Source organism: Rhodanobacter sp. UC4452_H20 (assembly GCF_052978205.1).
This window is the reverse complement of the sequence record NZ_CM129662.1, coordinates 870,220-891,634: the sequence shown is the minus strand read 5'-3', so window position 1 is coordinate 891,634 and position 21,415 is coordinate 870,220. Positions and strand designations below refer to the sequence as shown.

18 protein-coding genes are annotated in these 21,415 nt (G+C 69.4%); 12 read left to right on the top strand and 6 right to left on the bottom strand.

Translation table 11 applies throughout. The annotated features are described in order from the left end of the window. The 4 genes from lolA to ald form a co-directional block, all read right to left on the bottom strand. Complete coding sequence (lolA, locus tag ACVCMC_RS04345; protein WP_447098797.1) at positions 1 to 669, bottom strand: outer membrane lipoprotein chaperone LolA; 669 nt, start codon at positions 667 to 669, stop codon at positions 1 to 3. 62 nt (positions 670 to 731) lie between these two features. After that, complete coding sequence (locus ACVCMC_RS04340) at positions 732 to 2,258, bottom strand: tetratricopeptide repeat protein (protein WP_447098796.1); 1,527 nt, start codon at positions 2,256 to 2,258, stop codon at positions 732 to 734. 128 nt (positions 2,259 to 2,386) lie between these two features. Then, positions 2,387 to 4,711 (bottom strand): DNA translocase FtsK, encoded by a 2,325-nt coding sequence (locus ACVCMC_RS04335; RefSeq protein WP_447098795.1) that lies wholly within the window; start codon positions 4,709 to 4,711, stop codon positions 2,387 to 2,389. Between the two features lie 29 nt (positions 4,712 to 4,740). Continuing rightward, positions 4,741 to 5,805: an alanine dehydrogenase gene (ald, locus tag ACVCMC_RS04330; protein WP_447098794.1), complete on the bottom strand. Its 1,065-nt coding sequence runs from the start codon at positions 5,803 to 5,805 to the stop codon at positions 4,741 to 4,743. 219 nt (positions 5,806 to 6,024) lie between these two features. Here ald and trxB point away from each other — a divergent pair, with 219 nt between their 5' ends. The 3 genes from trxB to aat all read left to right on the top strand — a co-directional run bounded on the left by trxB (position 6,025) and on the right by aat (position 8,945). After that, complete coding sequence (gene trxB, locus ACVCMC_RS04325) at positions 6,025 to 6,987, top strand: thioredoxin-disulfide reductase (RefSeq protein WP_395118732.1); 963 nt, start codon at positions 6,025 to 6,027, stop codon at positions 6,985 to 6,987. A gap of 99 nt (positions 6,988 to 7,086) precedes the next feature. After that, complete coding sequence (locus ACVCMC_RS04320) at positions 7,087 to 8,217, top strand: GNAT family N-acetyltransferase (RefSeq protein ID WP_447098793.1); 1,131 nt, start codon at positions 7,087 to 7,089, stop codon at positions 8,215 to 8,217. Then, positions 8,214 to 8,945, top strand: a complete 732-nt coding sequence (gene aat, locus ACVCMC_RS04315; RefSeq protein WP_447098792.1) for a leucyl/phenylalanyl-tRNA--protein transferase — start codon at positions 8,214 to 8,216, stop codon at positions 8,943 to 8,945. The genes ACVCMC_RS04320 and aat overlap by 4 nt, the downstream gene beginning before the upstream one ends. Here the strand turns inward: aat and ispG are convergent. Then, on the bottom strand, positions 8,938 to 10,197 hold the full coding sequence (gene ispG, locus ACVCMC_RS04310; protein ID WP_447098791.1) for a flavodoxin-dependent (E)-4-hydroxy-3-methylbut-2-enyl-diphosphate synthase: 1,260 nt from the start codon (positions 10,195 to 10,197) through the stop codon (positions 8,938 to 8,940). The genes aat and ispG overlap by 8 nt on opposite strands. 183 nt (positions 10,198 to 10,380) lie before the next feature. Between ispG and ccoN the strand changes: the two genes are divergently transcribed. Genes ccoN through ccoS form a run of 7 tightly spaced genes read left to right on the top strand, consistent with a single transcriptional unit; the run spans position 10,381 to position 16,272 of the window. Beyond that, positions 10,381 to 11,847 (top strand): cytochrome-c oxidase, cbb3-type subunit I, encoded by a 1,467-nt coding sequence (gene ccoN, locus ACVCMC_RS04305; protein ID WP_447098790.1) that lies wholly within the window; start codon positions 10,381 to 10,383, stop codon positions 11,845 to 11,847. Positions 11,848 to 11,859: 12 nt separating this feature from the next. Beyond that, positions 11,860 to 12,525, top strand: a complete 666-nt coding sequence (gene ccoO, locus ACVCMC_RS04300) for a cytochrome-c oxidase, cbb3-type subunit II (RefSeq protein WP_447098789.1) — start codon at positions 11,860 to 11,862, stop codon at positions 12,523 to 12,525. Beyond that, positions 12,522 to 12,716, top strand: a complete 195-nt coding sequence (locus tag ACVCMC_RS04295) for a cbb3-type cytochrome oxidase subunit 3 (RefSeq protein ID WP_447098788.1) — start codon at positions 12,522 to 12,524, stop codon at positions 12,714 to 12,716. Before ccoO ends, ACVCMC_RS04295 begins: the two co-directional genes overlap by 4 nt. After that, positions 12,713 to 13,621 (top strand): cytochrome-c oxidase, cbb3-type subunit III, encoded by a 909-nt coding sequence (gene ccoP / locus ACVCMC_RS04290; RefSeq protein WP_447098787.1) that lies wholly within the window; start codon positions 12,713 to 12,715, stop codon positions 13,619 to 13,621. Before ACVCMC_RS04295 ends, ccoP begins: the two co-directional genes overlap by 4 nt. Beyond that, a complete protein-coding gene (locus ACVCMC_RS04285) occupies positions 13,605 to 13,844 on the top strand; it encodes a hypothetical protein (protein WP_447098786.1) in 240 nt (79 codons plus the stop codon). Before ccoP ends, ACVCMC_RS04285 begins: the two co-directional genes overlap by 17 nt. After that, positions 13,841 to 16,093, top strand: coding sequence for a heavy metal translocating P-type ATPase (locus tag ACVCMC_RS04280; RefSeq protein ID WP_447098785.1), 2,253 nt, complete (start codon positions 13,841 to 13,843; stop codon positions 16,091 to 16,093). Before ACVCMC_RS04285 ends, ACVCMC_RS04280 begins: the two co-directional genes overlap by 4 nt. After that, a complete protein-coding gene (gene ccoS / locus ACVCMC_RS04275; RefSeq protein ID WP_395118752.1) occupies positions 16,090 to 16,272 on the top strand; it encodes a cbb3-type cytochrome oxidase assembly protein CcoS in 183 nt (60 codons plus the stop codon). The genes ACVCMC_RS04280 and ccoS overlap by 4 nt, the downstream gene beginning before the upstream one ends. Positions 16,273 to 16,487: 215 nt before the next feature. Here ccoS and ACVCMC_RS04270 read toward each other — a convergent pair whose 3' ends face one another. Continuing rightward, positions 16,488 to 18,434, bottom strand: a complete 1,947-nt coding sequence (locus ACVCMC_RS04270; protein ID WP_447098784.1) for an acetyl-CoA hydrolase/transferase C-terminal domain-containing protein — start codon at positions 18,432 to 18,434, stop codon at positions 16,488 to 16,490. A gap of 64 nt (positions 18,435 to 18,498) precedes the next feature. On the opposite strand from ACVCMC_RS04270, the gene ACVCMC_RS04265 reads away from it, so the two are divergent. Both ACVCMC_RS04265 and xseA read left to right on the top strand, forming a co-directional pair. Further along, positions 18,499 to 19,974: a phospholipase D-like domain-containing protein gene (locus ACVCMC_RS04265; RefSeq protein WP_447098783.1), complete on the top strand. Its 1,476-nt coding sequence runs from the start codon at positions 18,499 to 18,501 to the stop codon at positions 19,972 to 19,974. 78 nt (positions 19,975 to 20,052) lie between these two features. Then, the gene (gene xseA / locus ACVCMC_RS04260) at positions 20,053 to 21,414 is read left to right on the top strand and encodes an exodeoxyribonuclease VII large subunit (protein WP_447098782.1); all 1,362 of its coding nucleotides are present in this window, start codon (positions 20,053 to 20,055) and stop codon (positions 21,412 to 21,414) included. Position 21,415: the final 1 nt, after the last annotated feature.

The following is a 21,415-nucleotide window of genomic DNA, read 5'->3' as shown; positions in this document are numbered from 1 at the left end:
TCAGTCCCGGATCGGCTGGATGCTGATCTGCGGCACGTCGCCGATCACGTCGGCGCCCTCCGGCGGCACGAAGTTGAACGTGCCCGGCGGCAGCACCGGGTTGCGCTGCCACTGCGAGAAACGGATCTCGGTGGTCGCGCCGAGCTGGTCGCGGAAGGTCATCCGGGCCAGGCCGTTCGCGTCGAAACCGAGGTCGACCCAGGCGAACTGCGCGTCTTTGCTGGTGGAGGTCAGCCGCAACCAGGCGAGCCCGTCCTTTTCGCCGCGTTCGCTGGCGTTGAACTCCTTGTCCAGCTGCTTGAGGTCGGTCAGCACGGTCAAGGGACTGTGCGCCTCCTCGGTGCTCTGCCTGCGCACGGTGACCTGCTCCAGCTCCGGGTCGTACATCCAGACCCGGCCGCCGTCGGCGACGATGGTCTGCTTGTACGGCGTGGTGGTGTCCCAGCGGAACTCCCGCGGCGCCTCCAGGGCCAGCGTGCCGGAACTGGTCTTGCTGCCCTGGCCGTTGACGTTGGTCAGCGTCTGGCTGAAATGCCCGGTCAGCGAATGCAGGCCGGTGGCGAATGCATCCAGCCGCGCCCGCGCCGGGCCGGTGGCCGCCTGCGCGAGGCCAGCCACGCCCAGGGCAGACAGGGCGACGATGCAGAGAATGATGCGATTGCGGGTCATGGCCATTTCCGAATGGGTAAAGACAAGTGTGTCATCCACTGGCTTAATCAAAGGCTTCCGCGTCAATCGGGAACCACGTCGAAGGCGACCGACAGGCGGTAGTCGCCGGGAGCGGCCACGAATGGCACCGTGCCATGCCACATCCACGAAGGGAACAGGGTAAGCACGCCCGGCACCGGCTTGACGCAGTGCCCGGGGGGCGATCCGGACGGCAGTTCGTGGCCGAACTTCAACCATCCGCCGCGGTCGTCATCGGACAGCGACGCCGGCACCTCGATGTGACAGGCCGAGGATATCCAGCCCTTGCCGTGGAAATGGCTCGCATGGTGCCCCTGTGACTTCAGCCGCACCGACCACATGCCGCTGAAACGATAGCGGCCGGTGCCGCGCCGCGAAAAGGCGTCGGCACCCGTGGCCATCACCGTCTCCATGTAGCGGCGGATGGCGCCATCGACCGCCGTCGGAAACGCCCGCACCGCCCGATCCGCCGAGGGGCTGCCGGGCCGCAACTCGACCTGCGTGCCGGTGCGCGCCGACTGCGTGGGCGGGTGCGCCTGCAACGGGTCGTGCCGTGCGTGCAGGCTGGCCGCGAGGTCGTGCAGATAATCGTCGAGACTGGCCCAGCCCGGTGGCACGTCGATGCGACAGGAGCGCACCAGCCGCGGGTAGTCGTACAACGCCGGATAGCGCGGATCGCCCAGCGCATGCCACGCCGCGGCCTGCAGTGCGAAGGCGGACACGTCGTTGCGGTCCAGCGCCAGCAGTCGGCCGGCCAGGCTGGCCGCCGCTTCCGGCAGCCCGGCCGCGAGCAGGATGTCGCCGTGCAAGCGGTGCGCCTCCCGGCTGCGCGGCTCCAGTTGCAGCGCGTGGGTGATGAGCGCCAGCGCCCGGGGCGGGTCCAGTTGCAGCGCGCATTCCGCCGCCAGTACGTGCAGCGCGGCGTGCTGCGGGTGCGCTTCGAGCAGCGGCGCAAGCTCGGCGTACGCCCGTTCGGCCGCGCCGGTCTGACGCCACAGCCGGGCCTTGACCATGCGCAGCTCGACGCGCGAGCGGGCGTCGCTGCCCGCATCGAGCGCGATGGCCACCGCATCCATGTCGCCGCTGCGCATCCACACCAGTTCGGCCAGCGTGGTATGCGCCGCAAGGTGCTGCGGCGCCGTCGCCACGACCTGACGAAGCTCCGCTTCGGCCTCGACGAACCGATCCTGTTCGAACAGGGCGCGAGCCAGCACGTAATGCGCGTGCGGATGGTCGAGCGACTGCGCGAGTGCGCCGCGCGCCGCCACCTCGGCTGCTTCGGGCTGGCCGCTTTCGCCGTGCGCCACGGCAAGCCCCAGCAGCATGCGCCCGTCCCCGGGCGCGGCGGCCATCGCAACTTCGAACGCCGGCACGGCCTGCCGCGGACGCCCCAGCGACAGCAACAGCTGCGCGCGCAACCGCAGCGGCTCGACGACCCGGCAATCCGGCGTCGAGCCGAGGAATCGCTCGACGATCGCCAGCGCGTCCTGCGCGCGGTTTTGCTGGACCAGGCGATGGACGTCGCCGGCCAGCGACGCCCACGCGGCATCGTTCCCATCGTGTTGCGGCAAGTTCGACACCATGACCGACGTACGCGTCCAAGAGCAATCATGAAGGCCGTCGCGCGTCCGATCCACGGACCCGGCGTGCGCGGCAGGAGCGCATCATGCCGGTTTTGCGCCGGCAGCGGGATACCGGATCAATCCTTGGGCGGCGGCGGCGCCAGCACCTCGCGGTTGCCGTTGTGCTGCGGCGCGCTGACCACGCCGTCGGCCTCCATCTGCTCGACCAGTCGCGCGGCGCGGTTGTAGCCGATGCGCAGATGCCTTTGCACGCCCGAGATCGAGGCGCGGCGCGTCTGCGTGACCACCGCCACGGCCTTGTCGTAGAGCTGGGTGTCGGCGTCGCCGCCTTCCTCGCCGTCCTGCGGCAGGCCGGAGTCGTTGATGAACTTGCCGTCGCTGGTGGCCTGCACCTCCTCCAGCACGCCTTCGATGTAGTCGGGCCCGCCCTGCGACTTCAGCCAGGCGACCACGCCGTGCACCTCGTGGTCGTCGACGAAGGCGCCGTGCACGCGCTCGGGCGTGGCGGTGCCCGGCGGCAGGTAGAGCATGTCGCCGTGGCCCAGCAGCGCTTCCGCGCCGGACTGGTCGAGAATCGTGCGCGAGTCGATCTTGCTCGATACCTGGAACGCGATGCGGGTGGGGATGTTGGCCTTGATCAGGCCGGTGATCACGTCCACCGACGGGCGCTGGGTGGCCAGGATCAGGTGCACGCCGGCGGCACGCGCCTTCTGCGCCAGGCGCGCGATCAGCTCCTCGACCTTCTTGCCGACGATCATCATCATGTCGGCGAATTCGTCGATGAACACCACGATGTTCGGCAGCGGCTCCAGCGGGTCGGCCGCCAGGCCCGGCATGTCCGGGTTGGGCCGGAACAGCGGATCGAGCAAAGGCTGGCCGGCGTTCTCGGCGTCCTTCACCTTCTTGTTGAAACCGGACAGGTTGCGCACGCCCACGGCGGCCATCAGCTTGTAGCGGCGCTCCATCTCGGCCACGCACCAGCGCAGCGCGTTGGCGGCCTCCTTCATGTCGGTGACCACCGGCGCCAGCAGGTGCGGGATGCCCTCATACACCGAGAGCTCCAGCATCTTCGGGTCGATCATGATCATGCGCACGTCTTTGGGGCTGGCCTTGTACAGCAGGCTCAGCACCATCGCGTTGACCGCCACCGACTTGCCCGAACCGGTGGTGCCGGCCACCAGCAGGTGCGGCATCTTGGCCAGGTCCACCACCACCGGCTTGCCGCCGATGTCCTTGCCCAGCGCCAGCGCCAGCGGCGAGCGCGCCTGGTCGTACTTGTCCGAACGCAGGATCTCGGACAGGTAGACGATCTGCTTGCGCGTATTGGGGATCTCCAGCCCGATCACGTTCTTGCCGGGGATCACGTCGACCACGCGCACGCTCACCACCGACAGGCCGCGGGCGATGTCCTTGTCCAGGCTCGACACCTGCGAACCGCGCACGCCGGGCGCCGGCTCCATCTCGAAACGGGTGATCACCGGCCCCGGATAGGCGCCGACCACCTTCACGTCGATCTTGAAATCCTTCAGCTTGAATTCGACCTGGCGCGAGAGGACTTCCAGCGTTTCCTCGGTATAGCCAGGCCCCTGCTCCGGCGCCTCGTCGAGCAGCGACAGCGGCGGCAGTTCACCCGGCGCGGCGGCGCCGGCGAACAGCGGGATCTGCGTCTCCAGCCGCGCGCGCTCGCTCTTGGTCACCGGCGCGGGCGCCGCCTCGATGCGCACCGGTTCGCGCCGGGCCTGCTTCACCGCGTCGGCCTTCTTGATCACCTCGCGCTCGCTGCGCGCCTGGCGCGCGGCCAGCAGTTGCGGTGCCTCGCGCAGCTTGCCGCGCAGCCAGCCGGCCAGCTGCAGCACGGCCTGGCCGGTCCAGTCCATCACGCCGAACCAGGACAGCCCGGTGGCCAGCGTCACCGCAATCAGGAACAGCGCCAGCAGCAGCAACGGCGCGCCGGTGGACCCGAACGCCGACAGCACCGCATGGCCCACCCACACGCCGATGATGCCGCCCACGCCCTGCGGCTGCACCGGCTCCTGCGCGAAGTTCAGATACAGCAGCGCCGGCCCGGTGATGAAGAAGAACACGAAGCCGACCAGCCGCAATGCCGGTTCCCACGGATGCTGCGGTTGCTGTCCGCGCTGGCGCAACACCTGCACGCCGAGCAGCAACAGCAGCAACGGGAAGCAGTACGCCACCAGGCCGAAGATCCAGCGCAGCAGATCGGCCACGTAGGCACCGACGGTGCCGCCGAAGTTGCGCGCATGCTCCAGCTGGCCGGCATTGGTCCAGCTGGGGTCATGCGGGTCGTAGCTGAACAGGCATACCAGGAGGTACACCGCCAGCGGCAGCAGCAGCAGGGCGCCGGCTTCGCGCAGCCGGCGTTTCAACTCATCGCTGAGGCCTGCCTTGGGTTGTTGCCTTGCGTTCGCGCCGCGCGCCACCCGGGGTGCCCCTTTCTTCGTGACCAGGGTCAGAGCATACCTTGCAGCGCCGGATGTACCAGCTTGCCGCCGTCGATGTTGATGCCGACCTTGAGCGGCTCGAACTCGCGCCACGCGTTGCCGCCGGCCAGGCGCTGCACGTACGGCAGGATCGCCGCGGAGATCGCCACCGACGAGGTCTGCGGCACCGCGCCGGGCATGTTGGTGACGCAGAAGTGGGTAACGCCGTGCACGTCGTAGGTGGGGTGCTCCCAGGTGGTCGGCCGGGAAGTCTCGAAGCAGCCGCCCTGATCGATCGCGATGTCCACCAGCACGCTGCCCGGCTCCATCGACTTGACCATCGCCTCGGTCACCACGTGCGGCGCCTTGGCGCTGGGGATCAGCACGGCGCCGACGACCAGGTCGGCGTCGCGCACTTCCTCGGCCACCGAGGATTCATAGGCGTACAGCGCGGTGACGTTCGGGCCCAGCGCCATCATCTCGGCCAGGCGATCCTGACGCTTGTCGAACACCACCACGTTGGCGCCGGCCTGCGCCGCCAGCGCCGCGGCATTGCCGCCGGCCGCGCCGGCACCGAGCACCACCACCTTGCCGCGCGGGGTCGAGGCCATGCCGCCGAGCAGCTTGCCCTTGCCGCCCTGCGGACGATGCAGCAGCGTGGTGCCGCACTGGGTGGCGATGCGCCCGGCGATCACCGACATCGGGTGCAGCAGCGGCAGGCCGCCGTGATCTTCCACCGACTCGAACGCCACGCCGGTCAGGCCGATGTCGAGCAGGCTGCGGGTCAGCGCCGGCTCCGCCGCCAGGTGCAGATAGCAGAACAGCAAGTGGTGCTTCTTCAGCAGGGCCAGGTCGCCGGCGATCGGCTCCTTCACCTTGACGATCAGTTCGCCCGCCTCGTACAGCGCGGCGGCATCGGCCACGATCTTGATGCCGGCGTTGACGTACGCCTCGTCCGAAAAACCGCTCTTCAGGCCGGCCCCGGCCTGGATGAACACCTCATGGCCGCGACGCACCAGGTCGGCAGCAGCGGCGGGAACAAGGGCGACACGACCTTCGAGGGTCTTGGTTTCGGAGGGGATACCGATACGCATGGCAAAAGAATCCTGTGGGAACACGTGGAAAGTCCATCGCGCAACTGCCGCGGTGGTGTCGTTGATCTGCCGGCGACTTGAATCAGCCACGCGGATTCCCCATTCTCCGGGGGTCGCATTCGTTGTTGCCACCTGCAGGCCCGGTTTCGGTGAAACCCCGGCTGCAGCTGCAGCGAATAGCCGCTCAAGCCACCAGCAAACCCAAGGATTATACCTGCCATGCCCACCCCCAAGCACAGCCGCCTGCTGATCCTCGGCTCCGGTCCTGCCGGCTACACCGCCGCGGTGTACGCTGCCCGCGCCAATCTCAAGCCGACCATGATCACCGGCCTGCAGCAGGGCGGCCAGCTGATGACCACCACCGACGTGGACAACTGGCCGGGCGACGTCGAGGGGCTGCAGGGTCCGGCGCTGATGCAGCGCATGGCCGAGCACGCCGAGCGCTTCCACACCGAGATGATCTTCGACCACATCCACACCGCCGACCTCAAGCAGCGCCCGTTCCGGCTGGTCGGCGACTCCGGCGAGTACACCGCCGATGCGCTGATCATCAGCACCGGCGCCACCGCGAAGTACCTGGGCATCGCCAGCGAGGAGAAGTTCAAGGGCAAGGGCGTGTCGGCCTGCGCGACCTGCGACGGCTTCTTCTTCCGCGACCAGGACGTGGTGGTGATCGGCGGCGGCAACACCGCGGTCGAGGAAGCGCTGTACCTGGCCAACATCGGCCGCAAGGTGTACCTGGTGCACCGCCGCGACAAGTTGCGCGCGGAGAAGATCATGCAGGACAAGCTGTTCGAGAAGGAGGCCGCGGGCAAGATCGAGCTGGTCTGGAACCACACCATCGACGAGGTGCTCGGCGACGACACCGGCGTCACCGGCGTGCGCGTGAAGGACGTCAACTCCGGCGCCACCCGCGACATCGCGGCCACCGGCTTCTTCGTGGCGATCGGCCACACCCCGAACACCGGCATCTTTGCCGGCCAGCTGGACATGCACGACGGCTACATCCGCATCCACAGCGGCCAGAACGGCATGGCCACGATGACCTCGATCCCCGGCGTGTTTGCCGCCGGCGACGTCGCCGACCACGTCTATCGCCAGGCGATCACCTCCGCCGGCTTCGGCTGCATGGCCGCGCTGGACGCCGAACGCTGGCTCGACCAGCAGACGCCGGCGGGCTGACCTGCCCGCAGGAGCCCGCTCGCGGGCGATGCTTCTGGCCGGGATTGAAAAAAACAGAAGCATCGCCCGCAAGCGGGCTCCTGCGGCACCTGCCGAGTCATGCACATCCGCTTCCACGACGCGATCGCCGAACTGCCTGCCGCGGCGTGGGACGATTTGCGCGGCGGGGCGAATCCGTTCGTGTCGCACGCGTTCCTGCATGCGCTGGAAGACACCGGCTGCATCCGTCCCGACTGGGGCTGGCAGGCACACCACCTGGGCCTGTACGACCACGATCGCCTGGTGGCCGCCGCGCCGCTGTACCTGAAAGGCAACTCGCACGGCGAGTTCGTGTTCGACTGGAGCTGGGCCAGCGCGTGGGAGCGCGCCGGCGGCGAGTACTACCCGAAGCTGCTCTGCGGCGTGCCCTACTCGCCGGTGCCCGGCCCGCGCCTGCTGGCCGACACGCCAGCGCTGCGGCAGGCGCTGGTCGAGGCGATGCGCGCCGAGGCGAAGCGGCTGGGGCTGTCCTCGGTGCACGCGAATTTCCTGCTCGCCACGGAGGCGCCGGCGTTCGGCGACGACTGGCTGGCCCGCTCGGACGTGCAGTTCCACTGGCACAACCGCGACTACCGCCACTTCCCGGATTTCCTCGCCGCGCTGACCCACAAGAAGCGCAAGAACATCCTGCGCGAACGCACCCAGGTCGCCGCCAGCGGGTTGGCGATCGAATGGCGCAGCGGCGACACGCTCGACGAGCACGAGTGGAATCGCGTGCACGCGCTGTACGAAGCCACCTTCGACGACAAGGGCAACCACGCGGTGCTGACCGTCGCCTTCTTCCGGCAGCTCGGCGAACTCGGTCCGCTGGCACAGCTCGCGCTGGCCCGCGCAGGCGGCGAGATCGTGGCGATGGCGTTGTTCGTGCAGGGCGACGGCGTGCTCTACGGTCGTTACTGGGGCAGCATGGTCGACGTGCCCGGGCTGCATTTCGAACTCTGCTATTACCGCGGCATCGAGTACGCCATTGTGCAGCGGCTGCATCGCTTCGAGCCCGGGGCGCAGGGCGAGCACAAGCTGGCACGCGGCTTCCTGCCCGCGCGCACGCAGTCGCGCCACTGGCTCGCCCACCCGGGCTTCCGCGCGGCGGTGGCCAGCGCGCTGGCGCGCGAGGCACCGGCGGTGGATGCCTACGCGGAAGAATTGCGGCAACACAGCCCGTACGCGCAGCACGACGAGGCTGCGCCATGATCCGCCTGCCCCTGCTCGATGCCGACGCGCCGGAGCGCTTTCCCGATCCCTCCCGCGCACTGGCCGAACCGAACGGCCTGCTTGCCTTCGGCGGCGACCTGTCGCCAGGCCGGCTGCTGGCCGCCTACCGGCAAGGCATCTTCCCCTGGTTCGGCGAGGGCGAACCGATCCTGTGGTGGTCGCCCGACCCGCGCTGCGTGTTTCGCACCGACGCGTTGCGGCCGAACCGCAGCCTGCGTCGCCAGCTCGCCGGCAAGCGCTGGCGGGTGACGATCGACCGGGCGTTCGAGGCGGTGATCCGCGGTTGCGCGGCGCCGCGCGACAACAGCTCGGGCAGTTGGATCGTACCGGCCATGATCGACGCCTACCTCCACCTGCACCAGCTCGGTTACGCGCACAGCGTGGAGACCTGGGACGGCGAGCGCCTGGTCGGCGGCGTCTACGGCCTTTCTGTCGGCAAGCTGTTTTGCGGCGAGTCGATGTTCAGCGCCGAGAGCGGTGGTTCGCGGGTGGCACTGATCGCGCTGGCGCGGCTGCTGCACGAACAGGGCTGCCCGCTGCTCGATGCGCAGGTAGCCAACGCCCACACGCTGAGCCTGGGTGCGTTCGAGATGGCGCGCGCGGACTACCTGGCGCAGGCCGGCACGCTGGCCGCGCAACCTGGGCAGGTCGGCAGCTGGACCGATCTCGGCCCGCGGCTGTGGCAGCCCGGCACGACTTTCAGCTAGCGCGCGCGGCGTACTTGCGCGCCACGTAGTCGTCGAGGATGTCGACGAACTCGTTGGCGATGTTGTCGCCGCGCAGCGTCATCGCCTTCTCGCCGTCGATGAACACCGGCGCGGCCGGCGCCTCGCCGTTGCCCGGCAACGAGATGCCGATGTTGGCGTGCTTGGATTCGCCCGGCCCGTTGACGATGCAGCCCATCACCGCCAGGGTAAGGTTCTCCACGCCGTCGTATTTCACCCGCCACAGCGGCATCTGCTCGCGCACGTGTTCCTGCACGGTCTTGGCCAGTTCCTGGAAGAACTCGCTGGTGGTGCGCCCGCAACCCGGGCAGGCGGTGACCAGCGGCGTGAACGAGCGCAGACCCATCGTCTGCAACAGCTCCTGCGCCACGATCACCTCGCCGGTGCGCGAGGCACCGGGTTCGGGCGTGAGCGAGATGCGGATGGTGTCGCCGATGCCTTCCTGCAGCAGCACCGCCAGCGCGGCAGCCGAGGCGGTGATGCCCTTGGAGCCCATGCCGGCCTCGGTCAGGCCCAGGTGCAGCGCGTAGTCGCAGCGCGCGGCGATGTCGCGGTATACGGCGATCAGTTCCTGCACGCCGGAGACCTTGCACGACAGGATGATGCGCTCGCGCGCCAGCCCGAGTTCCTCGGCGCGCGCGGCCGAATCCAGCGCGGAGCGGATCAGCGCCTCGCGCGCCACGTGCGAGGCATCCCAGGGTTCGGCGCGCTGCGCGTTCTCGTCCATCAGCGCAGCCACCATGGCCTGGTCCAGCGAGCCCCAGTTGGCGCCGATGCGCACCGGCTTGCCGTGGCGCAGCGCCTTCTCGATGATCGAGGCGAACTGGCTCTCGTGCTTCTTGCCGAAACCCACGTTGCCGGGGTTGATGCGGTACTTGGCCAGCACCTCGGCGCAGGCCGGTTCGCGCTCCAGCAACTGGTGGCCGTTGTAGTGGAAGTCGCCGATGATGGGCACGTCCACGCCCATCATCGCCAGCCGCTCGGCGATGCGCGGCACCGCGGCCGCGGCGGCCGGCGTGTTCACCGTGATGCGCACCAGCTCGGAGCCGGCGCGGGCCAGCTCGGCGATCTGTTTCGCGGTGCTGGCCGGGTCCTCGGTGTCGGTATTGGTCATCGACTGCACCACGATCGGGGCGCCGCCGCCTACCTTGACCTTGCCGACCTGCACGCCCACGCTGGCGCGGCGCGGCGCGGGCGCCGCCGGACGGGGTTGTTGCGAAACGATCTCACTCATGGATTCAACCGGAATGTCTGGTCGCGGCAGGCCGCGACTGAAGATGCCAAGGATACTCGCCCGACCGGTAGCGCCGGCCTCCGCCGCGATGACGTGGACGGAATGCCGCAGTTGCTTGATCGAGGTCAGCACTTCGCCGCATGCTTGCCGCCAAAATGCCCCGCTGTCCAGCCGGAAAAGCCGATGCCGAACACCGAATACTACAACGACAAGGTCGTCCGCCAGTTCCTGCTCGCGGCCGCCGTATGGGGCATCATCGGCATGTCCGTCGGCGTCTATGCCGCCGCCGAACTGATGTGGCCGGTGCTCAATTTCAACGTGCCGTGGCTGACCTTCAGCCGCATCCGGCCCGACCACACCTTCGGCGTGATCTTCGCGTTCGGCGGCTCGGCGCTGATGGGCACCTGCTATTACGTGGTGCAGCGCACCGGCCACGCGCGGCTGGCTTTCAGGAAGCTGGCCGCCTTCACTTTCTGGGGCTGGCAACTGGTCTGCGTGCTGGCGATGACCACGATGCCGCTGGGGCTGACCCAGAGCAAGGAATACGCCGAGCCGGAATGGTTCATCGACATCCTGATCGCGGTGGTGTGGGTGAGCTTCGGCGTGGTGTTCTTCGGCTCGCTGGCGCGCCGGCGCATCAAGCACATCTACGTGGCCAACTGGTACTACGGCGCGTTCATCATCGCCGTGGGCCTGCTGCACATCGTCAACAACCTGGCCATCCCGGTCTCGCTGACCAAGTCGTACTCGATCTATTCCGGCGTGGTCGACGCGATGGTGCAGTGGTGGTACGGCCACAACGCGGTGGCGTTCTTCCTCACCGCCGGCTTCCTCGGCATGATGTACTACTTCGTGCCGCGGCAGGCCAAGCAGCCGCTGTGGAGCTACCGCTTCTCGATCGTCAATTTCTGGGCGCTGATCTCGGTCTACATGTGGGCCGGCGCGCACCACCTGATGTACACCGCCCTGCCCGACTGGGTGCAGTCGGTCGGCATGGCGTTCTCGCTGGTGCTGCTGATGCCGAGCCTGGGTTCGGCGGCCAACGGCCTGCTCACCTTCAACGGCGTGTGGCACCGCCTGCGCACCGACCCGGCGGCCAAGTTCATGGTGTTGTCGCTGGTGTTCTACGGCGCCTCGACCTTCGAAGGGTCGATGATGGCGATCAAGACGGTGAACTCGCTGTCGCACTACACCGACTGGACCATCGCCCACGTGCATTCGGGCTCGCTGGGCTGGGTGGCGATGATCACCATCGGCTCGCTCTACGCGATGGCGCCGCGCGCGCTGGGGCGGCCGGAAATGCATTCGCGCAAGGGCATGGAGCTGCACTTCTGGCTGCACATCATCGGCACCCTGCTGTACGTCGGCTCGATGTGGACGGCTGGCGTCACCGAGGGCCTGATGTGGCGCGCCACCAACCCCGACGGCGCGCTGACCTACGGCTTCCTCGACAGCCTGCTGGCGATCAAGCCGATGTACCTGATCCGCTGGGCCGGCGGCGTGTTCATCCTGTCCGGCATGTGGGTGATGGCGTGGAACCTGTGGTACACCGCCGCCGACGCCCGCGCCCGCCTGATCAAGCCGATCCCGGTGCCGATCCCCGAGCCGGTGCCGCACCAGGTGCCCGCGCCCCTGCCTGCCGCGGGTTGAGGAAGATTCCAGATGGCCTACAAACATTTCGAAGCGATCGAGAAGCACGCCGGCCTGCTCGGCATCGGCATCGCGATCATGGTCTCGCTGGGCGGGTTGGCCGAGATCACCCCGCTGTTCATGGAGGCGCATTCGGTGAAGGCGCCGCCGGGCGTGCATCCGTACGAGCCGCTGCGCCTGATCGGCAAGGACGTCTACGTGCGCGAGGGCTGCTACCTGTGCCACTCGCAGATGATCCGCGCGCTGCGTTTCGAGACCGAGCGCTATGGCCATTTCTCCACCGCCGAGGAGTCGGTCTACGACCGCCCGTTCCAGTGGGGCTCCAAGCGCACCGGGCCGGACCTGGCGCGCGTGGGTGGCAAGTATTCCGACGAATGGCAGCGCCTGCACCTGATGGACCCGCGCCAGGTGGTGCCGCAGTCGAACATGCCCGCCTACCCGTGGCTGGCGCACAACACGATCAGTGCCGAGGACGTGCAGGCGCGCATGCGCACGCTGCGCAAGCTGGGCGACCCGTACACCGACGCGCAGATCGCGGCGGCGCCCGAGGCGGTCAAGGGCAAGACCGAGATGGACGCGCTGATCGCCTACCTGCAGGGCCTGGGCATCGCCAACGAGCCGGCCCCGCCGGCAGCCAAGCCGGCGACCACCGACGGCGTCGCGGGAGCCACGCCATGACGCCGATGAGCCCGGTCTGGGGCCACGTTGCAGGGGTATTCATCATCCTGATGCTGGTGACCTTCATCGGCATCTGGATCTGGGCCTGGCGCAAGCGCCACAAATCCACGTTCGACCGCATGGCGCGCCTGCCGCTCGAACAAGACGAACTACCCGACAGCGATGTCGACGCCAAGGAGGATCGCCCATGAGCAGCGGCTGGTCGTTGTGGGTCATGTTCCTGGTGGTGCTCAACCTGGGCATCACCTTCGCGCTGTACCTGTGGGCGCCGCGGGCAAAGATCCCGACCCGGCCCGACGGCACCACCGGCCACGTGTGGGCGCACGGCACCATCCTGGAAGGCCTCAAGAACCTGCCCCGGTGGTGGATCGTGTTTTCCGGCGCGATGTTCGCCGCGGCATTCATCTATCTGTTCCTGTTCCCCGGCTTCGGCAACCACAAGGGCGCGCTGGGCTGGACTTCGCACGGCCAGCTGGCACGTGAAGTGGCCGCCAACGAGGCCAGGCTGGACCCGCTGCTGGACCGCTTCCGCCTGTACACGGTGGAGCAGCTGGCCGGCGACCCGCAGGCGCAGCAGATGGGCAAGGTGCTGTTCGAGGACAACTGCGCCGCCTGCCACCAGCGCAGCGGCAAGGGCAACATCCTGGTCGGCGCACCCAACCTCACCGACGGCGACTGGCTGTACGGCGGCACCGGCAAGGACATCACCACCTCGATCCACGACGGTCGCAGCGGCGTGATGCCGCCATGGGCGAGCCTGGGCGCGGACAACGTGAAAAACCTCGCCCAGTACGTGCTGAGCCTGTCCGGCGCCCCGCACGACGCGGCCAAGGCGGCAGCCGCCAAGCCGCTGTTCTCCACCTGCGCCGCCTGCCACGGCGCCGAGGGCAAGGGCAACCCGGCGCTGGGTGCGCCGAACCTCACCGACCACGTCTGGCTGTACGGCGGCACCCCGGCCGATATCGAGCAGACCATCGGCAACGGTCGCCAGGGCCACATGCCGTCGTGGAGCACGCGGCTGAGCGAAGACCAGATCCACGTCATCGCCGCCTACGTCTACCACCTGTCGCACCCGGTCGATGAAGACCAGCCATGACATCGGCGTCCGCACGGCATCGGCCTGGTATCGCCAGCCGGTGCTGTGGCTCGGAGCATTCATCTTCGTCGCCTCGCTGGCCGGCTGCGCATGGCTCATCGTGGTCAGCGTCCGCTACGCCGACACGCCGCTGACCACCAGCTCGCACGCGGTATTCGGGGTGCCGGTCGCCTCGCACAGCGCGCCACCGCCATCCACCGCCCCTCCCTCGCGCAAGCCATGAACAGCGCGGCGACATGGGCCGATCCCCGGCTCGCCGCCCAGGTGCTGCGCGAGCGACGCGACGGATTGAGCGAGATCGCCCTGCGCGTCGAGGCGCTGGACGATCCCCGCCGGCTGCTCTGGCTGGAGCAGCGCATCAATGCGCTTGCCGGCGTGCGCCGGGTCAGCGTCGACCGCGCCGCGCGGCGCATGCGGGTGGTCTGGGACACCCGGCGCACCACCCTGCCCACCCTGCTGGAGAACTTCGCCGCCGCCGGCTGTCAGGCGCGCCCGCTGCGCCTGGACGAAGTGGAAGACGTCCGCGCCGCCGAGATGCACGATGCGCTGAAGCGCATGCTGGTGGCCGGCATGTGCGCGATGCAGGTGATGAGCTACGCCCTGGTGATCTACCTCGGCGTGGTCGACTTCGTCGATTTCAGCACGCGCAACCTGTTCCGCTGGCTTGGCCTGCTGACCACCATCCCGCTGGTGGCCTATTCGGCGCAGTCGTTCTTCCGCGGCGCCGCAGAGGAACTGCGCGGCCGCCGCCTCGGCATCAACCTGCCGGTGGCGCTGGCAATCGCGCTGGTGTTCGCGGCCAGCGTGATCAACACGCTGCGCGGCAGCGGCGAGGTGTATTTCGATTCGGTCAGCATGTTCGTGTTCCTGCTCCTGGTCGGGCGCTACATCGAACTGCGCTCGCGCCATCGCGGCGACGCCGGCGGCGATGCCTTGCTGGATGCCACGCCGCTGCTGGCGCAGCGCCGCCGTGCCGATGGCGAACTGGAAACCGTGCCCGCGATGACCCTCGCCAGCGGCGACTGCGTGCACATCGACGACGGGGGCACCGTGCCGGCCGATGGCGTGCTGGAAAGCGCCGTGGTCGAGGTGGACGAAGCGCTGCTCTCCGGCGAATCGCGCCCGCAACGGCGCCAGCGCGGCGAGCGTCTGGTGGCCGGCAGCGTGCTGCTGACCGGGCCGGCGCAGCTGCGCGTGGAACATGGCGGCGCGCAGACCAGCGTGGCGCGGCTCGGCGCGCTGGCCGCGCGCGCGCGCCAGGCCCGCGCGCGAATCGCCGGCAGCGATCGCGAAGTCACCCGCTTCGTGCGCCGGGTGCTGGTGCTTACCGTGGTGACCGCGCTGGGCTGGCTGCTGGTCGACCCCTCACGCGCGTTCGACGCGGCCATCGCCGTGCTGGTGGTGGCTTGCCCCTGCGCCTTCGCGCTGACCGTGCCGGTGACGCTGACCCGGGCGCTGGGCCGGCTTGCCCACCGCCACGTGCTGGTCACCGATGGCAGCGCCCTGCTCGCACTTGCCGGCGTCGACCGTGCCCTGTTCGACAAGACCGGCACACTCTCCACGCCGCACCTGGATGACGAGGCGGTTGAACCGCTGCGCGGCGACAGCCGCGAGCAGGTGTTGGCCTGGGCCCTGGCGCTGGCCCGCGCCAGCTCGCATCCGCTGGCCCGCGCGCTGAGCGCCGCGGCGCGCCCGCGCGGCGTCACACCGGCGGCACAGGACGTGCGCGTGCACCTGGCCGCAGGTATCGAAGGCCACGTCGGCGACCGCGCGCTGCGATTGGGCCGCGCCCGCTACGCGCTGGGCGACGCGCATTACGATCCGCGGCTGGCCAGCGCGGCCATGGTGCTGGCCGACCAGCACGGCGCGCTGGCCCGCTTCGGCTTTCAGGAACGCCCGCGCGAGGATGCCGCCGCCACGCTGGCACGGCTGCGCGAGGACGGCATCGACGTGTGCATGGCCAGCGGCGACAGCGCCGATCGCGTCGCCGCGCTGGCCACCCGGCTCGGCATCGACGACTGGCATGCGCGGCAGCTGCCGGCCGACAAGCTGGCCCTGCTGCAATCCCTGCAAGCCGACGGCCACCGCGTGCTCGCCGTCGGCGACGGCAGCAACGACGCCCCGCTGCTGGCGGCCGCCGACGTCTCCGCCGCGCTGTCCAGCGGCACCGACCTGACCCAGGCCCAGGCCGACCTGCTGCTGCTCGACGGCCGCCTGCAAGGCCTGCTGCACGCGCACGCGATCGCCGTGCAGATGCAGCAGGTGATCGCGCAAAGCCGCCGCTGGGCGCTGGGCTACAACCTGTTCGCCGTGCCGTTCGCGGCGTTCGGCCTGGTGTCGCCGTGGCTGGCCGCCATCGGCATGTCGCTGAGCTCGCTGATGGTGGTGCTCAACGCCATGCGCGTCGGCCGCGAACACGCGCACGACGCCAACCCCGGCCGCGCCGACCGCACCGCCGAGGCGGCGGCATGAACGTCCTGCTGGTGCTGATCCCTGTCACCCTGGTGGTGATCGGCGTGGCCGTGGCGCTTTTTTTCTGGGCCGTGAACCACCAGCAATTCGACGACCTCGACAGCCCCGGCGTGCTGCCGCTGATGGACGATCAGCCCGCGCCGGCCGAAGAGCCCGAGAATCCACCCACGCCCCCGTAGGAGCCCGCTCGCCGGGAATCGGGAATCGGGAATCGGGAATCGGGATTCGGGATTCGGGATTCGGGATTCGGGATTCGGGATTCGGGATTCGGGATTCGGGATTCGCAAAAGCTCAAGAGCGTCGCCCACGGGTGCGACGCGTCCAGGCGTAGGGCGGGCATGGCCCGCCGGCCTTGCACGGCGCCGACGACAAAAGCCGGCGGGCCGTGCCCGCCCTACGTCGATCGCCGGCGCAGCGCGGCTTGCAGCAGACGGCGCTGGATGCGCTCGGGCAGGCCCTTGGGCGCATCCAGGCCCATGCGCGCCAAGGCTGCGCCTTCATCCTCCATCGCCTCGCCGGGACGCACCGCGGCGCGCAGCACTTGCCAGCGGCCGCGCCAGCGACTGCTGCGCGACTGCAGCCATTCCAGCGCCGGCAACAGGCGCTGTTCGACCTCGTCGAAATCGCTGCCGAAGGGGAACACCGGCAGTTGGCCCTTGCGCCGGAATGGCATCAGCGATTCGTGCAGTGCATCGGGCTGGTGCCGGCGCCAGGCATCGGGTATGGCGAAATCCGCCGCCAGCTTGCCGCGCGATTTCGCCTCCGCGCACAGCGCGTCCAGAAAGCGCGCATCGCAGATCGACAGCATCGCCTCGATGCATTCGCTGTCGCTCTTGCCGCGCAAGTCGGCGACGCCGTATTCGGTGACCACGATGTCGCGCAGGTGGCGCGGGATCGTGGTCTGGCCGTAGCTCCAGCGGATCGTGCTCTCGATGCCGCCGCGATGGCGGCGGGTGGCGCGCAGCAGCAGCACCGAGCGCGCGCCCGGCAGCTCGTGCGCCATCGCCACGAAGTTGTACTGGCCGCCGACGCCGCTGACCACCGCGCCGTCCTCCAGCGTATCGGACACCGCCGCACCGAGCAGGGTCGCCATCATGCAGGTGTTGAAGAAACGCGCGTCGCGTCGCTGCAGCGTGGCCAATGCCTGTTGGTCGCCGTACAGCTGGTTGACGTTGGACACCGCGCACATGTCGATCGCGTCCGGGTCGCTCGCCTCGGTGGCGGCCAGCCATTCGTACAGGTCGCGCGAACCGAGGAAGAATGCGCCGCGCAGGTAATGACCGCCGGGCGTGCCCGGATTCAGCCGGCCGGACAGCGAGGCGCGCTCCAGCGCAAGGTTGTCCCAGCTGCGCCGCTTCAGGATGCCGCCGCGCTGCAGGTGCATGAAGCCGTCCATCACCATCTCGCTGGCGCCGTACAAGCCGGTCCCCAATGGTGCAAGGCCACCGAGCGCGCCTGCCTGCGCATGGGTGCTGCCGGCCGGGTCCAGCGCCACCAGCATGCAGCGCCAGGCGGTGTTCTGCTGCTGGCGCAGCAGCAAGGCCTTGACCAGGGCGTCGGACAACGCGCCGATGCCGATCTGCAGGCAGCCGCCGTCGCGCACCAGGCTGCTGGCGTGCAGGCCGATCGCATATTCGGCCAGGTCGATCGGCAACCGCGGCAGCGCGAACAGGCGCGGCGAGGATTCCGGCTGCAGCTCCACGTCGAAGTAATCCGCCGGCACCTCGGCATCACCGCCCAGCCACGGCAGGTCGGGATGCACCACCGCCACGCACAGCGGCCGGCGTGCGCCTGCCAGCTGCAACTGGCGCAGGAAATCCAGGGTCAGGTCGGGGTTGCACGAGAGGCTGTAGCGCACACCCTCGGCGGTTTCGCGGCGTGCGACCAGTTGCACCAGCAGGTTGATGTCCTGCAACGCCAGGTCGCGCGCCACATGGGTGTAGTTCTGGCTGATGTAGTTGCGCTGCGCACTGCCCGAATGCAGCAGCGCGCCACTCTGCAGGTAGAACTCGTGCACCACGACGTTTGGCGGCAAGGCATCGCGCGCCTCGTCCAGGGCGTACTGCGGGTCGACCGCGTCGGCGCCGAAATGGCGATCGAGGAACGGCAGCAGGAAGCGCCGCTGCAGCCCCGCCTTCGGCTGCGGCCGGGTCAGCGACAGCGCGGTGTACAGGCGCATCGAACGCGTCGGGTCGCCGGCGGTGAGCCGGTACAACGCGTTGAGCAGGCCGTGCGGCTTGCCCAGGCCCAGCGGCGCGGCGATGCGCAGATCCGGCCCCAGCGCATCGGCGAGGTCGTGGGCGCAAGCGTCGGTGTCGCTGTGGCGCGGCTTGGCGGGCATCCTCCGATCATGCCAGAAGCCGCCGCCACGGCGCATCGACATCCCCATCGCCTACACTCGATGCATGCCCGACCCCTTGTCGCCGTCGTCGTCCTCGTCCAGTCGCCTGCTGGCGCAGCAAGCGCTGAGCCGCGCTGCCGGGGCACCGTTGCTCAGCGGCAACGCGGTGGACCTGCTGATCGATGCGGCAGCCAACTATGCCGCGTGGCTGGAAGCGATCCGCGGCGCGCGCCAGCGGGTGCTGCTGGAAAACTACATGGTGCGCGACGACGTGGTGGGCCGCGAATTCCGCGATGCGCTGGTCGAGCGCGCGCAGGCCGGCGTGTTCGTGGCCGTAGTGGTCGACTGGGTCGGCTGCCTGGGCCAGTCGCGCAGCGGCTTCTGGGCACCGCTGCGCGCGGCCGGTGGCGAAGTGCGCGTGTACAACCCGCTGCAGCTGGGGCAGACCTTCGGCTGGCTGAGCCGCGACCACCGCAAGTCGCTGGTGGTCGATGGCGTGACCGGCTTCCTTTCCGGCGTGTGCATCAGCGCCAGATGGCTGGGCAACCCCGCGCGCGACGTGCCGCCGTGGCGCGATACCGGCGTCGCCTTGCGCGGCCCGGTGGTGACCGAGCTGGAAGCGGCATTCGCGCAAAGCTGGAGCGCCACCGGCACGCCGCTGCGCGAATTCCCGAGCGCGGCCGAGCCGACCACACCCGCCGGTGACGTCGCACTGCGCCTGATCGCCACCCAGCCCTCCACCGCCGGCATGTATCGGCTCGACCAGCTGATCGCCTCGCTGGCCACCCGCACGCTGTGGCTCACCGACGCCTATTTCGTGGGCATCGCACCCTACGTGCAGGCACTGGTGGCGGCCGCCCGCGATGGCGTCGACGTGCGCCTGCTGGTACCCGGCAGCAGTGACATCCCGGCCGTGGCCAACATGTCCCGCGCGGGCTACCGGCCACTGCTGAAAGCCGGCATCCGCGTGTTCGAATGGAACGGCTCGATGCTGCACGCCAAGACCGCGGTGGCCGACGGGCAATGGGCGCGGGTGGGCTCATCCAACCTCAACCTCGCCAGTTGGCTGGGCAACCAGGAGCTGGACGTGGCGATCGAGGACGCCACGTTCGCCGGCAAGCTCGCCGCCCAGTACGAGCACGACCTGGAAAACGCCACCGAAATCGTGCTGGCGCCGCACCATCGCCGCGGCCATGCCGAGAAAGTACGCACCAGCCAGGCGCGACCGCGCGTGCGCCATGGCGGCGGCAGCTCCGGGCGTGCCGCGGCGGGTGCGTTGCGCCTGGCCAACAGCGTCGGTGCCGCGCTTGGCCATCGCCGCGTGCTCGGTGCGACCTCGGCCAGGCCGTTGTTCCTGGCCACCGCGGCGCTCCTGGTGCTGGGCGTGATCGCGGCACTGTGGCCGGCCTGGATCGGCTGGCCGGTCGCCGTGCTGTGCGCCTGGTTCGCGCTGAACCTGGGCATCCGCGGCTGGCGCCTGCGCCGCCGCCAGCGCACGGCGCGCGAAGCCGACGCCCGCGGGGCCGGCCACGACACATGAGACATTTGTTCTGATTCACCTCCCAAGCGGATGTTTTTTCACGACTTCACCGTAGCGGCATGCTAGGCTCTTCGCCCCATGTCCGTCCCCGACACCCCCCGCCACGTGCTGACCCCCAGCTCGCTCAACCGGCTGGTTCGCGACCTGCTGGGCGACGCGCTGCCGCAGGTGTGGATCGAAGGCGAGCTGTCCAACGTGGCGAAGCCGGCCTCGGGCCACCTGTACTTCACCTTGAAGGACAGCGGCGCGCAGGTGCGCTGCGCGATGTTCAAGATGAAAGCCTCCGTGCTGCGCTTTCGCCCGGTCGACGGCATGCAGGTGCTGCTGCGCGCCAAGGTCGGCCTGTACGAACCGCGCGGCGAGTTCCAGCTGGTCGCCGAATACATGGAACCGGCCGGCGAAGGCGCGTTGCAGCGCGAGTTCGAGCAGCTCAAGGCCCGGCTCGACGCCGAAGGCCTGTTCGACCCGGCGCGCAAGCGTGCCCTGCCCCGCTACGCGCGCCGGATCGGCGTGATCACCTCGGCCACCGGCGCGGCGATCCGCGACGTGCTGAGCGTGCTGTCACGGCGCTGGCCATTGGCTGATGTCGAGATCTTGCCGGTGCCGGTACAGGGCCGCGAGGCGCCGCCGGCGATCGTGGCGATGCTGCGCAAGGCATCGGCCAGCGCACGCTACGACGTGCTGCTGCTGACCCGCGGCGGCGGCTCCCTGGAAGACCTGTGGGCATTCAACGACGAAGCGGTGGCACGGGCGATCCACGCCAGCGCGGTGCCGGTGGTTTCCGCGGTGGGCCACGAGATCGATTTCAGCATCGCCGACTTCGTCGCCGACCTGCGCGCGCCCACACCCTCGGCCGCCGCCGAACTGCTGGTGCCCGACGCGGTGGCGGTCGATCGCCACCTGCGGCAACTGCAGCAGCGCCTGGCTACCCTGCAGCAACGACGCATGCAGGGGAACGCGCAACGCGTCGACCATCTGCTGGCGCGATTGCAGGCGCAGCGGCCGCAGGCGCGGCTGCAACGCGATCGCGAGCGGCTGGTCCATCTCCACCGTCGCCTCCTCGGGGCAATGCGCGAACAGCAGCAACGCCGCCAGTCGCAGCTCGACCGCGCGCGGTCCCGCTTGCTCGGGCAACACCCGCAGCAGCGGTTACCCCTGCTGCGCCATCGCCTCGGCGAACTCACCCAGCGCCTGCGCCACGCCATCGAGCGTCGTCTGGAACGCGACCGCCTCACCCTGCAGCAAGCCGCGCGCGCTCTGCATACGGTCAGCCCATTGGCCACGCTGGAACGTGGCTACGCCATTCTGTTCGACGAGGCCGGCAAGGTGCTGCGCTCGACGCAGGGCGTCGAGGCTGGCACGGCGCTGCGCGCACGACTGGCGGATGGTGAGTTGGGGTTGCGGGTGGAGGAGTGTGATGCCACGAAACCTCGCGGATGAG